Genomic DNA, 15,092 nt, shown 5'->3' on the forward strand with positions numbered 1-15,092 from the left:
ACGCTATTTACTCAGCGGGGCGATCAATGCGCAGCGGACACAGTTTCACGCGCAGCACAGCAAAATGTGCCAGTCACGTAAGACCTTGATAAATTGTGGGGAAAGGATGGTGGGTGATGAGAGACTCGAACTCCCGACATCTTCGGTGTAAACGAAGCGCTCTACCAACTGAGCTAATCACCCGTGACGCTGCATGTAGCCAAGCCAGCGGGCGGGCGCAAGAGGGTCTGTGAGATTTTTATTCCGCGATGGGTTGCGGATAGGAAATGCCGCCCTCAAAGACGCCAGCCTCGGTGAGCATGGGCTTATGAGGCAGGTCTGCGTGGGTTTCAGGCATGTGGTCTGGAAAAGATCAAAGGCGCTTGCAAGCGCCCTATGGCCTCCGATATGCCCGAAGAGACTGCAACTTTCCGGTCGGGAGCACACATGATCCTACCCTTCGCCTGCCGTATCTGGATGGTGGCACTGGTCCTTGGCGCATTTGTGCTGGCTCCGGTCCGGGCCGGGGCAGAAGGGGTTTTGGTTTTCGCCGCGGCCAGTCTCAAGACCGCTTTGGACGAAATTGCAACGGAATACACAGAGCGGACGGGGCAGGATGTCACCGTGTCTTACGCGGCGTCTTCGGTACTGGCGCGGCAGATTCAGCAGGGTGCGCCTGCGGACGTGTTCATCTCGGCCAACGTCGAATGGATGGATTATCTGGAACAGCAGGGCTTGTTGCAGCCGGGGACACGGTCGGATTTTCTGGGCAACAGTCTGGTTCTGATCGGCGCTGCTGGGCGTCCTGATCTGGGTGACATTCGGACGGTTCATGACCTCAGGGCCGAACTGGGCGAAGGCTTTCTGGCCATGGCGCTGGTCGATGCGGTGCCCGCCGGTATCTACGGCAAGGCGGCTTTGCAGGGGTTGAACCAGTGGGAGGCGGTGCAGGAGCGTGTGGCGCAAACCGATAATGTGCGCGCTGCGCTGGCCCTTGTGGCAACCGGTGCCGCGCCTCTGGGGATCGTCTATCGATCGGATGCGCAGGCGGAACAGCGGGTCAGTGTTGTGGCCAGTTTTCCGACCGACCTGCACCCTCCGATCATCTATCCGGCGGCGATGACAGGTAATGCCACAGGTGCGGCGCGGGCTTTTCTGGATCATCTGCACAGCGATGCGGCTTTGGCAATTTTTCAGGAGCAGGGATTTTCCCTGCCGGGCGGGTGATCGCGTTGGAGTGGTTGGGCCCCGCCGAAGTTGAAGCGCTGAAGCTGTCGCTGCGCGTGTCGTTTTGGGCGACGCTGGCGACCTTGCCGTTCGGCATTTTTGTTGCCTACATTCTGGCCCGCTGGCGGTTCCCCGGGCGGCAGGTTCTGAATGGTCTGGTGCATTTGCCTTTGATCCTGCCGCCGGTTGTGACGGGGTATCTGCTGTTGCTGACCTTCGGCATTCAGGGGCCGTTGGGGCGGTTCTTGGCCGAGTTCGGCATTGTGGTTGCCTTTCGCTGGACTGGGGCCGCGCTGGCCGCTGGTATCATGGCGTTTCCGCTGATGGTCCGGGCGATACGTCTGTCGATCGAGGCGGTGGACCCGAAGCTGGAACAGGCGGGGGCGACGCTGGGGGCGTCGCGGCTTATGGTGTTTCTGACCGTGACCTTGCCGATGATCCTGCCCGGTGTCATCGCCGGGGCCATTCTGGCCTTTGCAAAGGCCATGGGTGAGTTTGGGGCGACGATTACATTCGTGTCGAATATTCCGGGCCAGACGCAGACATTGCCATCGGCTGTTTACGCCTTTTTGCAGGTGCCGGGGGGCGAAGCTGCTGCAACACGGCTGGTCCTGATCTCGATCGTCATTGCCATGGGCGCGTTACTGCTGTCGGAATATGTGGGACGGCGCGCCGCCGCGCGGGTGGCCGGATCATGAGCCTGTCCGTTCGCTTGCATCATCAGCTGCCGGGGATCGATCTGGAGGTCAGTTTTGACGCGCCACCCGGTGTGACTGTGCTGTTCGGGCGTTCCGGGTCGGGCAAGACCACGATTGTCAACGCGGTGGCCGGATTGCTGCGGCCGCGCGCGGGCAGAGTGGCCGTGGATGACTGGGTGTTGATTGACACCGAACGCGGGCACTGGCTGCCGCCGCACCGGCGGCGGCTGGGCTATATCTTTCAGGAAGGGCGGTTGTTCCCGCATCTGACCGTGCGCCAGAACCTTGCCTATGGCCGCTGGTTCGCCCCCAAAAGCGCGCAGCGTGAAGACCCGGAAAAGGTCATCGAGATGCTGGGGATCGGCCACCTTCTGAATCGCCGTCCAGCCGGGTTGTCAGGGGGCGAGAAACAGCGCGTGTCGATAGGCAGGGCGTTGCTGGCCAGCCCGCGACTGATCCTTGCAGATGAACCGCTTGCGGCGCTGGACGAGGCCCGCAAGGCGGAGATTCTGCCCTATTTCGAGCGTCTCAGGGATGAGGTGTCTGTCCCGATCCTGTATGTGACCCACTCAGCCGACGAGGTGGCCCGTCTGGCCACATCGGTTGTCGCTTTGCAGGATGGCAGGGTCGTCCGCCATGGCCCCGCGTCCGAGGTTCTGTCGGATCCGTCCGTGGCGCCCGCAGGTGTGCGCGCGGTCGGGGCCGTGTTGGAAGTGCAGGTGCACCAGCACCACGCTGACGGGTTGACCGAGCTGAACGCAAATGGCGCGCGTCTGTTTCTGCCACGTATCGGGCAGGAGGTCGGCGCGCATCTGCGAATTCGCATTCCGGCGCAAGAGGTGATCCTGTCCGTCCAAAAGCCCGAGGGTCTGTCGGCATTGAACGTGCTCAGCGGGACGGTCGACTCGATCCGGTCGGGTGAAGGTCCCGGAGCGATCGTGTCGGTCAGGACACTGGCTGGGACTGTTCTTGCACGGGTCACGCGCCGGTCAGTTGCGGCGTTGAACTTGCAGCCGGGCAGCACGTGCCATGCCGTGATCAAGACGGTTGCACTGGCCCCGCAGAATGTCGGTGGCCGTATCGGGACTGGCACCTGACCTCAGGCAAGTGCGCGGGCTTCGTGTTCCAGCAGGATAAGGCGCGCGGCGCGCCCAAACCCCTGATGGCCAGAGGAGGGACGGTCGGGAAATATGGCGGCCAGTTCCTGGAGCGCGTCGGATGAAAGGGTATGTAGCGCCTCTTCCCCCAGAAACAGGCTTTCTGCCTGTGCCCCATCCGCCGAGAGGATTTCGTGCCGATCCAGCAGGATGTGAAGATACTCGACCGTTTCAACCGAGGTATCGAGCCCTATTCCGGGCCATCTGCACAGGTGCTTGGCGGCAACCAGCGCTTCGGTGGTTCCGAAAAGCAGTTCGACCCGGGGGCCTTTCACCAGAATACGGTGCTGCTGAGACACCAGAAGATCCCGCGAGGGTGTGTTGGATCCCAGACTGCTTGCCGAGATGCGAACGGGCCACATTGCGGGTTCATTGCGTAATCGGTCGGGTGGGATCGTGCTGCTTTCGATCCAGCGAACAGGTTGCAACCCGTGATCGGCTGTCGCCACCTTGTCCCCGACCTTCAGGGTCTCTATGGCGCGGGGGCCGTTTTCGGCCTCGATCAGGGTTCCGGCTACGAAACACACGCCTTCGATCCGGATGACCACCTCTACCGGGTCCGGGGAGCCGGTAAACGGAAGTGTAATCGGACCGGCTTGCGTTGTTCCCGAGACACTGATGAAGAAGGAATCAAAAACAACTTCACCATTGTCGAGGCTGTCGAAAAACGTCGGATCGACCGTATAGGTCCACTCACCGGTATTTGGGTCGATCGTGGCTGTACCGTTGGCAGGGGGTGTCGCAATTGTCCAGGTTTGGGTGAGCGGTGTAAAGTTTCCGTTGTTCAGCGTGGGTTGCCCCATCGCCACATTGGGTGGGGACCCGGTCACGTTGCCGGTCAATTCACCTGTGATCGGAACTGAAACCAACTAGACCTCGCCTTGTTGCAGCATCCGCTCAAATTCCTTCTTTCGGTACAGGCGCATATGAACCTCGCCTGCATCGTCCCGTGTCCATTCGACAATCCGGTTGCGTGTCATGTCGCTGTCCATTCGGTTGGTGCGCACGCGCGGATGCGGGATCTCTTGCTTGAGGATATCAACAATCTGGCTGGTCTGTCCAAACGGCGCGACAAGGTCGATGATCCAGAAGGAAGACCCGCTGGTAAAATCCTTGTCTGTCAGTGAGGTTTCTTTCACCGCATAGCGATATTCGGCGTCGGGGCTGAGACCGGCAAAAGTGACAAATCCGCGGGGAAAGCCATTTTGCCTGAAGATCTGGTATTGGCCCAGGCGGAACGGGGTTTCGAACGCATAAAGAACTTGCGCAAGGTTACGTTTCTGGTGCGTTTTTGTCAGACCCGCGAGATAGAACATCGCCCCCAGATCCGCATATTTCTCGGGTGGGAAATCGAACCAGTCTTTTGGAAAACTCTTGTTCAACGGAACTGCCGACAGTTTGATGCGTTATTAATTCTTTGGGGTAGTGTACTTGTTTCCGGCGATATGAATAGTGGAATTTCCCCGGATAACTGTGCCGGCGCAGCTGGTTTGCCCCACTTTACTCGCAGGGTGTCGTGGTTATGCTATCGGTATTGGTGCCATTGTTTCGGGATATCTGGATCATGCGTTTTCTCAAGCCATTCATCGCTGCCACACTTGTTATGACGCCTGCGGTGGCCGGGGCCGTTGGGTTCGGCCTGTCAGTCCGGCCGCAGTTCCGAACCGAGATCACGCCCTTGCCGGACGGGGTTTACGAAGTAAAGGCTGTCGGTTCATCCGCGCCGGTCAATTATTGGTGCGGGATCGGAGATTATGCCATTCGCACACTGGGCGTTCCGAACTCGCAGAGGATCTATATCTGGCGGGCGTATGAACCCGGCGTGCGAACGGTGCAGTTTTCCATGACTCCGCCGCCGGGGGCCGATACGAAACCCGGCTATTCGATCACGGTCAAGAAAGTCGGAGCAAACATGTCGGCGGTGTCGGCGCAGAACTATTGCTACGACAATTTCATCATGGACACGTTCTGATCGTCAGACCCATTTTGCCATCGGCGGCAGGCTCATCAGAACGGCATCCGGGTCATGCCCGGTTTCCAGACCGAATTTTGTGCCCCGGTCATAGACTAGGTTGTATTCCGCATAAAGGCCGCGATGCACCAGTTGGGTGGTCTTGTCCGCTTCTGAGAAGTTCTGAACGCGGCGCTTTTCAACCAAGGGAAGGAAGGCGGGCAGAAAGGCCCTGCCAATATCCTGTGTCAGGGCAAAATCCGCCTGCCAGTCACCGGTGCAATAGTCGTCCATGAAGATCCCGCCGACGCCACGCGCGCGTTTGCGGTGAGGGATATAGAAATACTCGTCAGCCCATTCCTTGAGGCGCGGGTAATGGGCGGGTCCGTGCGGGTCCAGATGCGCCTTTTGCGTGGCATGGAAATGCGCGGTGTCCTCGTCATACTCGATGCAGGGGTTGAGGTCCGAGCCGCCACCGAACCACCAGGCATGGGGTGTCCAGAACATGCGTGTATTCATGTGGACCGCCGGGGCATGGGGGTTCTGCATATGGGCCACAAGGCTGATACCCGACGCCCAGAAGCGCGGGTCTTCGGTCATTCCGGGGATGCCTTTGCGCGCCGCCATCGCTTGTTGCGCACGTTCGCCCAGCGTGCCGTAGACAGTCGAGACATTGACACCGACCTTTTCAAACACACGCCCGCCGCGCATGACCGACATCAGCCCGCCGCCCGCGTCTGACCCATCGTTCGACTGGCGTTTGGTTTCCTTGACCTCGAACCGACCGGGTGCGGCATCGGCAAACGGCCCGTCGGTGTGGCTGTCTTCAAGGGCTTCGAACGCTGCAACGATGTCATCGCGCAATTGGCGAAACCAGGCGGAGGCGGTAGATTTTTCTGTTTCGAACATGGGTCTTAATGTGCAGGGGCTGCGACCGGGTCAAGCAGGGTACGGCCACCATCGATTGTCAGGATCTGCCCGGTGACGAAACCAGCTGCATCAGACGCAAGATATTGCGCGGTTTCCGTCAGTTCCGTGGCCGAGGCGATACGGGCCAGGGGCGTGTGCTTTTCGATATCGACGCGGTAGTCGCGATTGTCCTTGAGGGTCGATTGTAGCGATGCGCTCATGACCGAACCCAGCGCGATCGAGTTGACGCGGATCCGTTTCGGAGCCAGCGCAACCGCAAGGGACCGGGTCAGCTGATCCAGTGCAGCGGTCGAAACGGAATAGGCCATCAGATCGGGGTGGGTCCGCCGGGCCGCGATCGAGGACAGGTTGATGATCGTCCCCGCCGGGTTTTCGACATCGCCGTCGGCCTGTTTGATCATGCGATTTGCGACCAACTGGCTGAGCCGCAAGGCGGGCATCAGGTTCTGGTTCAGCAGGGTGCGCATCGAATCGTCATCCGGATCCAGCGGATCAGACGGGATCACTTGCCGTGCGCCGTTGACCAGAATATCCACCTGGTCGAACGCATCCAGCGTCGCAGATAACAGGTTGGCTATGGTCAGCTTTTCGCGCAGATCGCCCGCAAAGTACCGGATATTGCTGCCTTCGGCCTGTTCTCCAAGCTCGTCGATCAGGCGTTTTTCATCTATGTCGGCAAACATGACATTTGCGCCCGCATCCGCGAAATGCCGCCCGATGGCCAGGCCGATGCCACTGGCCCCGCCCGTTACGATTGCTGTCTTGCCAGCGATGGAAAAGGACATCCGAATCCTCCTGAATTGGGGCGCAGGTTAACGGGCCTTAACGCCGAGGGCGAGAGGCCTGGAATACCTTGAACCGGTTGTCGCCGGCAATTTCACCGACCTGAGCGAAATGTTCGTTCAGTGTAGCTTCGTAAGGAAGGTGCCGGTTGGCGACCATCCAAAGGGTTCCGTTGCGTGTCAGATTGCGGGCGGCGGAGGTTATAAACCCTTGCCCCAAGGCGGGATCCGCGCTGCGAGACGTGTGGAATGGCGGGTTCATCACAACGGTGTCGATAGGTTCCGGGGCGGTCCAGGATACGGCATCGCTCCAGTGGAAATGCGCCTGGGATTGAGTGACATTAAGCCGCGAGCAGGTCAGGGCCGCATGGTCAGCTTCGACCAGATGCAGCGAGGTTATCCCGCAGCGCTTCAGGATTTCCGCAGACAGATACCCCCATCCCGCACCCAGATCGGCCACGCAGGGACCAAGCCGGTCAGGCAGAGTCTTCAGCAACAGGGCTGAGGCAGGATCAATCCCGTCCGCTGAAAACACACCCGGCGCTGTGTGGTATCCGTCAACCATCTGATGTTTCGGCGCGGCCCAGTCCGCAAAGGCCTGATCATCGGCCTGAAACCAGAAAATCTTGCCATGTGCTTTGGAAAGCGGTCCCTCGACCGGAACCCGCTTGCGCACATCCTTCAATATGCTGTCCACACCGTCCGTCTTGGCACCGTCGACGACAACCAGGCCGCTCGCCCGCGCACAGGCCTGATGAATGAGCGACCGGGCCAGTGCCTTGGCGCGGGGCAGAAAGACAATGGCGTCCTGACAGGGGCCATCTGCGTCGGGCACCGTTTCAAAACCCTGCGCGGCGAAATGGTCGTGAAATGGTTTGAAAGGCTGCACAACTTGTGCGCCGCCCGCCAGCGCAGACAGATCATGGTCGGGTGTGGGGCAAATCACGCTAAGAGGGGGGGACAGCGTCAGGCCGTTTTGCAAGGCAAGTTCCAGACGAGGGGACATGGGCAATTCCGGCTGAGAGAGGCGCGCGCGTCAGGCCAAAGGCCTTACTCTTCGCGTTCCATTGTGCATTGCAAAGGGTGCTGGTGCCTGCGGGCAAAATCCATCACCTGACCAACTTTGGTCTCGGCAATTTCGTGGCTGAAAATACCGACTACGGCCACGCCTTTCTTGTGAACGGTCAGCATGATCTCGAACGCCTGCGCATGGGTCATGCCGAAGAAGCGTTCAAGCACATGCACCACAAATTCCATCGGTGTATAATCGTCGTTCAGCAACAGGACCTTGTATAAAGGCGGACGCTTGGTTTTTGGGCGTGTCTGTACCAGGACGGACGCGTCACTGTCGTCGTCCGGCTTGTCAGACATCATCCAGATCATTTCAAGCATCGTGTGCAACTGTCCGATTCAGGCTTGGGGTTTATCTTGGCGCTTATATAACGTGTGCATGGCCAGTGAAAAGAGCAAGCGGACGTAAACGGGATGACGACCAAGCTGACGACAATCGGGTTTGATGCAGACGACACCCTTTGGCATAACGAACGGTTTTTTCAGATGACGCAGGCTCGTTTTGCTGAACTCTTGGCCGATCATGCCGATCGTGATCACCTGTTGGACCGTCTTCTTGCGGCAGAAAAACGAAACATTCAGCGCTATGGGTACGGCATCAAAGGATTTGTTCTGTCGATGATCGAGACGGCGATCGAAGTTACCGAAAGCCGCGTTCCGGCCTGGGTCATCCGGCAGCTGATCGAAGCGGGGCAAGAGATGCTGGCCCATCCGATCGAGCTGTTGCCCCATGCCCGCGAGGCCGTCGAAGGTGTTGCCGATGCGTATCGGGTTATCCTGATCACCAAGGGCGACTTGATCGATCAGGAACGCAAACTGGCCCAGTCCGGGCTGGGTGATCTGTTCGATGGGGTGGAAATCGTTTCCGAAAAGACCCCCGAAACCTATCGGTTCGTGTTCGACCGTCATGGTGATGGCCCGACTGCCGCAATGATGATCGGCAATTCGATGCGGTCAGATGTCGTAGCCCCGATTCAGGCCGGGTGCTGGGGTGTCTACGTGCCCCACGGTCTGGTCTGGGAGGTGGAACATGCAGAAGCCCCGGTCGAAAGCACCCGATTCCGCGAGTTGAGAGATTTGGGTGATCTGGCCGATCTGTTGCGCGACCTGAAGTGATGTTGCCTTTTCGCCTCAGTTTCACATAAACCCTGCCGCAACCGGGCGCAGTTTTGCCTTTATCGCACATCTGGTGGTTCTGAGGGGGAAATTCGCAAAATATAGCCTCGGCCCAGAGGCAAAACGAAACTGCGAAAACCTCAGCTTTCGGTTTATTTCATTGGGTCGCTGTGATAGCCTTGGAGACAATAAAATAAATATTGCTGACCGGGAAAACCCGGCAGCGCGAGGCAGACAGAGGCAAAGATCGTGCAGATTCGGCGGACAGTTCCGGCCCGAATGGGCTTTTTCCTTATAGCGTTGCTATGTGTGCTGGCGTTTGCGCCGCTCAGGTCCATAGCGGCGCCTTATGCAGCTATGGTGATTGACGCCCGAACTGGCGAGGTGCTGCATTCACGAAATGCGGATGCGCGGCTGCACCCGGCCTCGCTGACCAAGATGATGACGCTCTATATCGCGTTTGAGGCGGTGCGAAACGGCGAGATCACACTGGATACACCCGTTCGGATTACCCAGAAGGCAGCCGCAGAGCCCCCGTCGAAGCTGGGCCTGCGCGCGGGCCAGACGATTGCGTTCCGCTATCTGATCCGCGCCGCTGCGGTAAAATCGGCCAACGACGCGGCCACGGCGATCGGCATTGCCATCAGTGGCTCGGAAGCGGCCTTTGCCCGCCGTATGACCCGAACCGCCAAAGCGATGGGGATGAGCCGCACAACCTTCAAGAATGCGCATGGTCTGACCGAGGCAGGGCACCTGTCCAGCGCGCGCGACATGACCACGCTGGGACGGCATCTGCTGTATGATTACCCTCAGTATTACAACCTGTTCTCGCGTCAATCGACGGATGCCGGTATCAAAACTGTTCCCAACACCAACCGCCGCCTGCTGGCTGCCTACAAAGGCGCGGACGGGATCAAGACCGGATACACACGTGCGGCGGGGTTCAACCTGGTGGCGTCGGCCAAACGCAAGGATGAGCGTATCATCGCAACTGTCTTTGGCGGTAAATCCGGGGCGTCGCGGAATGCCAAAGTTGCGGAACTGCTGGATCTGGGGTTTCGCCGTGCCCCGTCTCGTGCACCTATCCGCAAACCTGAGCGCCCGGTCTATGCGGGCAATGTCGGGTTGGGGGGCGATACCCAGGTCGCAGCGCTGAGCGGAGCACCGAAATCCAGCCTGCGCCCGCTTGGGCGCCCGAGTGCCGGGACACAGGTTGCAAGTGCGGTTGCTGCATCGGCAGACCAGAACAGCGACCGTATCAGCAGCGGCATTGCCGCAGCGATTGCCGAAGCGGATGTTGCCCCAACCGCCCCGCCGGTTGAAACGTCGGACACCCGCCCGGCATTGCGCCCGGACAATCTGGTGCTGGCCTCGACCGAGCCCGCCAGCCCACCAGAGCCCGAGCAGGAAGTGATTACCCGCCTGTCCTCGTCCGGTGGGCATCTGTGGGGGGTCAATGTGGGCCGCTACACCACACGATATGAGGCCGAGAAGATCCTGCTGAAAACGGCGCTGTCGGAAATGACCACGCTGGATGGCAGTCTGCGCAAGGTCAGTCAGAGCTCGCGCGGCTTTGATGCGACATTCCAGGGCATGACGCGGGAACAGGCCGATTTGGCGTGTCGCCGTCTGCAAGCCCGCAATGTCACCTGTTTCATGATCGGGCCATCATAAGGTCCGGCATAATCTCTCCTGTTGGGTCTGGGCTGCGGTCATCCGCGGCCCTTTTTTTAATCGAAGACGTGACCGTGCTGATATTGTTCGTCCTGTCCCGCGGCGGCGGTCAGGGCGGCGACATTGTCCTTGGTGAAGAACCCGTCATACTTGTGACACCGTTCGATATATTCAGTGATCAGCAGCGTGTTCTTCGAGTGTTTCGAGAAGATCTGTTTCAGGTTCGGGTCGTCTTTGCATTCGCCCACCACATGGGCCAGGAACGGCACGCCCTTGTCCTTAAGCGTGTTCACGACAAAGTCGACATTCTTTTCCCCGGCACCATGGTCGCCATCCTTGATCTCGACGGCCATGTGATGCAGGCGACGGCCAAAATTGCGCACAAAATCCTCGGTCGGCATCGGCAGCTTGGCGAATGAGTTGACGAAGGACGGCGTGTTGTTGGCGGTGAAAACCTTGGCCGGAGATTTCTTGTCATCGTCCACATTGGCGTTGCGGTTCACATTGGTGGACGAGTTCATGTCGAAGATGTTGTAAGCCCCCCAGAAATAGTAGGGCACCATGGTCAGGAATTCGAGGATCGCATCCTCGCGCTCACCCGCCAGCACGCGGGTCGCCAGATGATCGATGCCCAGCATCAAAGGCGCGATTTTGCTGTCCGACCCGAACGCGGCTGCCTGATCCAGCCGCGCCTGTTCCGCGTCGCTCAATAACACGCGATCACCAAGGCCGAGGCCGTCTGTGTCGTTAAAGTCATGTGTCGAATACCCGACCCGGTTGCAGGTGAAATCCGACGGGGTCGTAAAGCGGAAGCCGTCCAATGTGTAGAACGGGTTTTCTGTGTCTCCTGCATATTCGAAGCGGATATTCTGATCCTCAAGCGTCCCGGTCAGCGCCTTCAGATCGCTGGCGCCGAAAACCTCGCCAACATACCGCGTTTGCGGCGTGTTGCGGGCCAGCGGGTACATGCGATTGATGCGGGGAATGAAGTCTTCGAAACCGGGGCTGAGCGGGGCCATCACGATCAGCGCGGGATAATCGGGATGCGAATGCAGGACCGAAAATTTGTGGGTCTGCCCCAGATAGCTGGCGGTGTGGCGATAGGGTGTCATCACGTAAAGCTCGACCAGCGTATCGAACAGCGCGCCGGTTTCGACCTGCATACAGATCGCGCGCATTGGCCCGACCTGATCGGCAATTCCCGAGCTTGTCCGGCGCTCGTAGATTTTCGGCAGGTATTCCGCAAAGAAGTCCGAGTTCTTCTTGTCGCCCCGGGGTTGATAGGACATCAGATCAAAGGACATTCGACTACCTCCGTGCACGAAGCCCTGACTGCAGCAAGGCATCGCTTGAAATTGTGGTTTTCAGAACATGTGCTTGCCCGCCATGCTAGGCGCTGAGACCTGTGCGGGCAACAGTCGTGAAATTGGGTTGCTGACGTTAACGCATGATGTTCAGCGGGTGAATTTCGTCACCTCGACACTTCCCCCGATCAGGCTTTCGCGAACTGAGCGGGCAATCTGAACGGCAGTTGGACCATCCCCGTGCAGGCAGATCGTGTCGATGGACGTTTCCAGCCGCTTGCCGCTTTCGGTGATGATCGCACCTTCGCGGACCATGTTCAGGATGCGAGGTCCGGCGACGTCGGCGTCGTGGATGACGGCGCCGGGCAGGCTGCGGTCAACCAGTGTTCCGTCGTCATTATATGCACGGTCGGCAAAAATCTCGCCCACCCAGCTGCACCCGAGCTCACGCACGGCCTCTTCCTGTTTTGTCGCGGCCAGCACCATGACGATGATATCGGGATCAACATCCAATGCGCCCTGATAACAGGCGCGCGCCATATCGATATCGGCTGAACACATATTGGCCAGCGCCCCGTGCAGTTTCAGGTGCCGTACTTTGGTGCCAACCGCGTTGGCCATGCCGATTGCGGCCCCCAACTGATACCGGACCAGATTGCGCAGGTTGTCATGGGGCAGCTTCATGTTCCGCCGACCAAATCCCTGCAGATCGGGAAAGCCGGGATGCGCGCCGATGCCGACGTCGTTTTCGGCCGCCAGTTTCATCGTTGATGCCATCACATCCGGATCACCGGCATGAAACCCACAGGCGATGTTGGCCGAGGTGATGATTTTCAGCAGGCTTTCGTCATCGCCCATTTTCCAGGGGCCAAAGCTTTCCCCCATATCGGCATTCAGATCGACGCTTCGCATTGGCACATCTCCTTAGTCTGTGGCAGAGATCACTCCGCCGATCAATTGGTAGGACAACAGGTCCGGTATGTCATGGGGATCACGCACCAGTGCCTCGACTTTTGAGGGCAGGCGCGCAAGGTCTGACAGGAACGCTTTGTGCATTTCTTCAGCCTGTTCCATGCTGACAAATTCGAACCGGATGTCGCCGCCTGCGGGTGTCTGTGCCGCGCGGGACATATCGCATGGCAGAACGGTCGCGATACGAGGGTACCCGCCCGTGGTCTGACATTCCGGCAACAGGATGAACGGCTCGCCAGTGCCGGTCATCTGGATATCGCCGGGGGTGATCACCTCGGACAAGATGTTCAGCTGGCCCGAGGCCGCAAAGCCGTCGCCGTCGCTGTCCACCTGCATGCCCATTCGGTTGGCGCGTGCGCCGCGCCGGAAATTGGTTTGGGCAAACCGTTCAAGTGTTGCGCCATCAAACAAAGGGGTCTGAAAGCTGGCAACCACATGCAGCACCCCACCCGAAAACCGCTCGGCAGCAGCCAGTTTCATCCCAATGTTGCCTGCATCCGGTCCACAGGTCAGCCTGTCTCCCTGCTGCAGCGCCCGGCCAATCCGCGCTGTCAGATGGGTAGAGCGGGACCCCAGAAAAACCTCGGCTTCGATGCCGCCGCCCAGATGCAGATAGCCATAGTTTCCTGCCAGCGTCGCCCCGATGTTCAGCTTTTGCCCGGCGCTCAGTTGGTGCGACGCGTTCCAGGCCGCAGGGCTGCCATCAATGCTGGCCTGCATTCGTGCGCCAGTCAGGGCGATGCGCATGTTATGCGTCGCCTCGAACTCGCCCCCCATCCCGACCATTTCCAGCGCCGCAAGGTTTGGGCTTTGATCCAGCAACGCCGCCCCTTCATGCAAGGCCAGAATATCCGCGGCCCCTGATCGGGACAGCCCCTGATCCAGAAAACCTGTGCGCCCCTGATCCTGAATGGTGCAGGCCGGGCCAATCCGGTGGACGATCAGGCTCATGGCGCGATCTCCTCACAGGTTGCGCCGCCTGTGCCGTCCTCGTTGTTGACTCTGATGTGTTCCAGAACGTCGCGGGAAACGGGCTCGAACAACAGTTCATCGCCAGGTCTAAGGGTAAAGGCCTCGACCCTTTCGGGACGGAAACACCGAAAGGCGGTCTGCCCGATATGCCGCCACCCGGTTGGCGTCGGCCCGGAAAACAGAACAAATTGCGAGATCGCCAGAACCAGAGCCCCTTCCGGCACCATGGGGGTCAGGCTTTGCAGCCGGGGAATGTTGAATTCGGGTCCCAGAGGCCCAAGATAAGGCTGCCCCGGAGCGAAGCCGATGGTCAGAACCCGCACGCGGGATTGTCCAAGCCGACGTATTGCTTCTTCCGGTGACAGGCCGGCAGCAGCGGCGGCATCGTCAAGCTGGGGCGCAAGGTCGGTCCCGTAAACCGTCGGAACGCGCCACAACCTGCGACCCGCGGGCAGGGGTGTAGTGTACCAGTCCTTCTGGTCAACCAGATCCCGAAGCTTTTGCAGCATCTTCTGATGAGAGAGGCGCTGCGTGTCGAACCGAACAAAGGCCGAGCCCAGGGAGGCTGACGACTCGGTCACCTCATCCCAGTGCAGACGATCGACTTCAGACCGAAACGCCAGTGCTGCCCGGTTCGCGGTGTCGGTCATCCTATCCGCAAAGGTCACCAGCGCGCCGTCAAATCCGACGGTTCTGACCAAAGGAAACTGAATGTTGCGCGCCATTGCTGATCTGCTTTCGGATCGAAGAGTGAATTGGTGGAACCTGACCGCATCTTTAGGCGATGCGCAAGACAGGGCGTTCAATAGCGGACATCGTGCCTGTTCCGTCCACATCCCGGCAGGGAGCGACCCGCAGTATTAGGCGTCCGGCGGGGGTGAGAGGTTTTTGACCGGATTCTGGCCGCAGTTCCGACTCGTTTTCCCGTTTCGAGTCGCCCTGACTTGTATCTTGAAATCGCGGAGTCTCTATATCTTGTGTCGGCCCATTTTGTCTCATGGGGCTTGCCAGTCAGATCGTGCCCAAAAGTACCCGGACAGAAGGGTGGAGGTCAATTTTGAATGAATGTAAGCCGTTGAAGTAAAACAATAAACAAAGAAAATTCAAAAAAAAGACCAATAACGTCATTTTCCGCTTGCGGGTTTTGAGAGTAATACTTAGAACCCCCTTCACCGGCGCAACTGAGGTTGGCCTGACGGACTGGAAAGACGGTTGAGACGCGCCGGAGAGACGGTGGGCATCTGAGGTTGAGGTTTAGG

At 59.2% G+C, this 15,092-nt stretch carries 16 protein-coding genes and 1 tRNA gene; 6 read left to right on the top strand and 11 right to left on the bottom strand.

What is annotated here, in order from left to right; all coding sequences use genetic code 11:
• Nucleotides 1-107 precede the first annotated feature (107 nt).
• Nucleotides 108-183: transfer RNA gene (locus tag ACR3E2_RS16345), tRNA-Val, on the bottom strand.
• A gap of 243 nt (nucleotides 184-426) precedes the next feature.
• On the opposite strand from ACR3E2_RS16345, the gene modA reads away from it, so the two are divergent.
• From modA to modC, 3 genes are read left to right on the top strand one after another with little or no spacing between them, the layout of a single operon-like run.
• Entirely contained in the window at nucleotides 427-1,206 is a 780-nt protein-coding gene (modA, locus tag ACR3E2_RS16350; RefSeq protein WP_480483329.1) for a molybdate ABC transporter substrate-binding protein, read from the top strand.
• A 5-nt stretch (nucleotides 1,207-1,211) separates the two neighbouring features.
• Entirely contained in the window at nucleotides 1,212-1,904 is a 693-nt protein-coding gene (gene modB / locus ACR3E2_RS16355; protein ID WP_480483331.1) for a molybdate ABC transporter permease subunit, read from the top strand.
• The gene (gene modC / locus ACR3E2_RS16360) at nucleotides 1,901-3,001 is read left to right on the top strand and encodes a molybdenum ABC transporter ATP-binding protein (protein WP_480483333.1); all 1,101 of its coding nucleotides are present in this window, start codon (nucleotides 1,901-1,903) and stop codon (nucleotides 2,999-3,001) included. Before modB ends, modC begins: the two co-directional genes overlap by 4 nt.
• 2 nt (nucleotides 3,002-3,003) lie before the next feature.
• Here the strand turns inward: modC and ACR3E2_RS16365 are convergent, their stop codons facing one another.
• Nucleotides 3,004-3,891, bottom strand: coding sequence for a Hint domain-containing protein (locus ACR3E2_RS16365; protein WP_480492799.1), 888 nt, complete (start codon nucleotides 3,889-3,891; stop codon nucleotides 3,004-3,006).
• A 39-nt stretch (nucleotides 3,892-3,930) separates the two neighbouring features.
• Entirely contained in the window at nucleotides 3,931-4,443 is a 513-nt protein-coding gene (locus tag ACR3E2_RS16370) for a toxin-activating lysine-acyltransferase (protein WP_209507836.1), read from the bottom strand.
• 140 nt (nucleotides 4,444-4,583) lie between these two features.
• Here ACR3E2_RS16370 and ACR3E2_RS16375 point away from each other — a divergent pair, with 140 nt between their 5' ends.
• Nucleotides 4,584-5,033 carry a hypothetical protein gene (locus tag ACR3E2_RS16375; protein ID WP_480483337.1) on the top strand — a complete coding sequence of 150 codons (450 nt, stop codon included), beginning with the start codon at nucleotides 4,584-4,586 and terminating at the stop codon, nucleotides 5,031-5,033.
• Nucleotides 5,034-5,036: 3 nt separating this feature from the next.
• Here the strand turns inward: ACR3E2_RS16375 and hemF are convergent, their stop codons facing one another.
• The 4 genes from hemF to clpS are packed head-to-tail and all read right to left on the bottom strand — an operon-like array spanning nucleotide 5,037 to nucleotide 8,116.
• A complete protein-coding gene (hemF, locus tag ACR3E2_RS16380; protein ID WP_480483339.1) occupies nucleotides 5,037-5,921 on the bottom strand; it encodes an oxygen-dependent coproporphyrinogen oxidase in 885 nt (294 codons plus the stop codon).
• A 5-nt stretch (nucleotides 5,922-5,926) separates the two neighbouring features.
• Complete coding sequence (locus ACR3E2_RS16385) at nucleotides 5,927-6,727, bottom strand: SDR family NAD(P)-dependent oxidoreductase (protein ID WP_480483341.1); 801 nt, start codon at nucleotides 6,725-6,727, stop codon at nucleotides 5,927-5,929.
• Nucleotides 6,728-6,764: 37 nt separating this feature from the next.
• The gene (locus tag ACR3E2_RS16390; protein ID WP_480483343.1) at nucleotides 6,765-7,730 is read right to left on the bottom strand and encodes a class I SAM-dependent methyltransferase; all 966 of its coding nucleotides are present in this window, start codon (nucleotides 7,728-7,730) and stop codon (nucleotides 6,765-6,767) included.
• Nucleotides 7,731-7,774: 44 nt separating this feature from the next.
• Nucleotides 7,775-8,116: an ATP-dependent Clp protease adapter ClpS gene (gene clpS / locus ACR3E2_RS16395; protein ID WP_480483345.1), complete on the bottom strand. Its 342-nt coding sequence runs from the start codon at nucleotides 8,114-8,116 to the stop codon at nucleotides 7,775-7,777.
• A 93-nt stretch (nucleotides 8,117-8,209) separates the two neighbouring features.
• Here clpS and ACR3E2_RS16400 point away from each other — a divergent pair, with 93 nt between their 5' ends.
• Nucleotides 8,210-8,911, top strand: coding sequence for an HAD family hydrolase (locus tag ACR3E2_RS16400; protein WP_480483347.1), 702 nt, complete (start codon nucleotides 8,210-8,212; stop codon nucleotides 8,909-8,911).
• Nucleotides 8,912-9,190: 279 nt separating this feature from the next.
• Nucleotides 9,191-10,585, top strand: coding sequence for a D-alanyl-D-alanine carboxypeptidase family protein (locus tag ACR3E2_RS16405; protein ID WP_480483349.1), 1,395 nt, complete (start codon nucleotides 9,191-9,193; stop codon nucleotides 10,583-10,585).
• A gap of 56 nt (nucleotides 10,586-10,641) precedes the next feature.
• On the opposite strand, the gene ACR3E2_RS16410 is transcribed toward ACR3E2_RS16405, so the two are convergent.
• From ACR3E2_RS16410 to ACR3E2_RS16425, 4 genes are all read right to left on the bottom strand, one after another.
• Complete coding sequence (locus tag ACR3E2_RS16410; RefSeq protein ID WP_480483351.1) at nucleotides 10,642-11,889, bottom strand: hypothetical protein; 1,248 nt, start codon at nucleotides 11,887-11,889, stop codon at nucleotides 10,642-10,644.
• 150 nt (nucleotides 11,890-12,039) lie between these two features.
• A complete protein-coding gene (locus tag ACR3E2_RS16415) occupies nucleotides 12,040-12,801 on the bottom strand; it encodes a LamB/YcsF family protein (protein ID WP_480483353.1) in 762 nt (253 codons plus the stop codon).
• A gap of 12 nt (nucleotides 12,802-12,813) precedes the next feature.
• Nucleotides 12,814-13,812 (bottom strand): 5-oxoprolinase subunit C family protein, encoded by a 999-nt coding sequence (locus ACR3E2_RS16420; RefSeq protein ID WP_480483355.1) that lies wholly within the window; start codon nucleotides 13,810-13,812, stop codon nucleotides 12,814-12,816.
• Nucleotides 13,809-14,558, bottom strand: a complete 750-nt coding sequence (locus tag ACR3E2_RS16425) for a 5-oxoprolinase subunit B family protein (RefSeq protein ID WP_480483357.1) — start codon at nucleotides 14,556-14,558, stop codon at nucleotides 13,809-13,811. The genes ACR3E2_RS16420 and ACR3E2_RS16425 overlap by 4 nt, the downstream gene beginning before the upstream one ends.
• Between the last annotated feature and the right edge of the window lie 534 nt (nucleotides 14,559-15,092).

The organism is Ruegeria sp. AL7 (assembly GCF_056536105.1).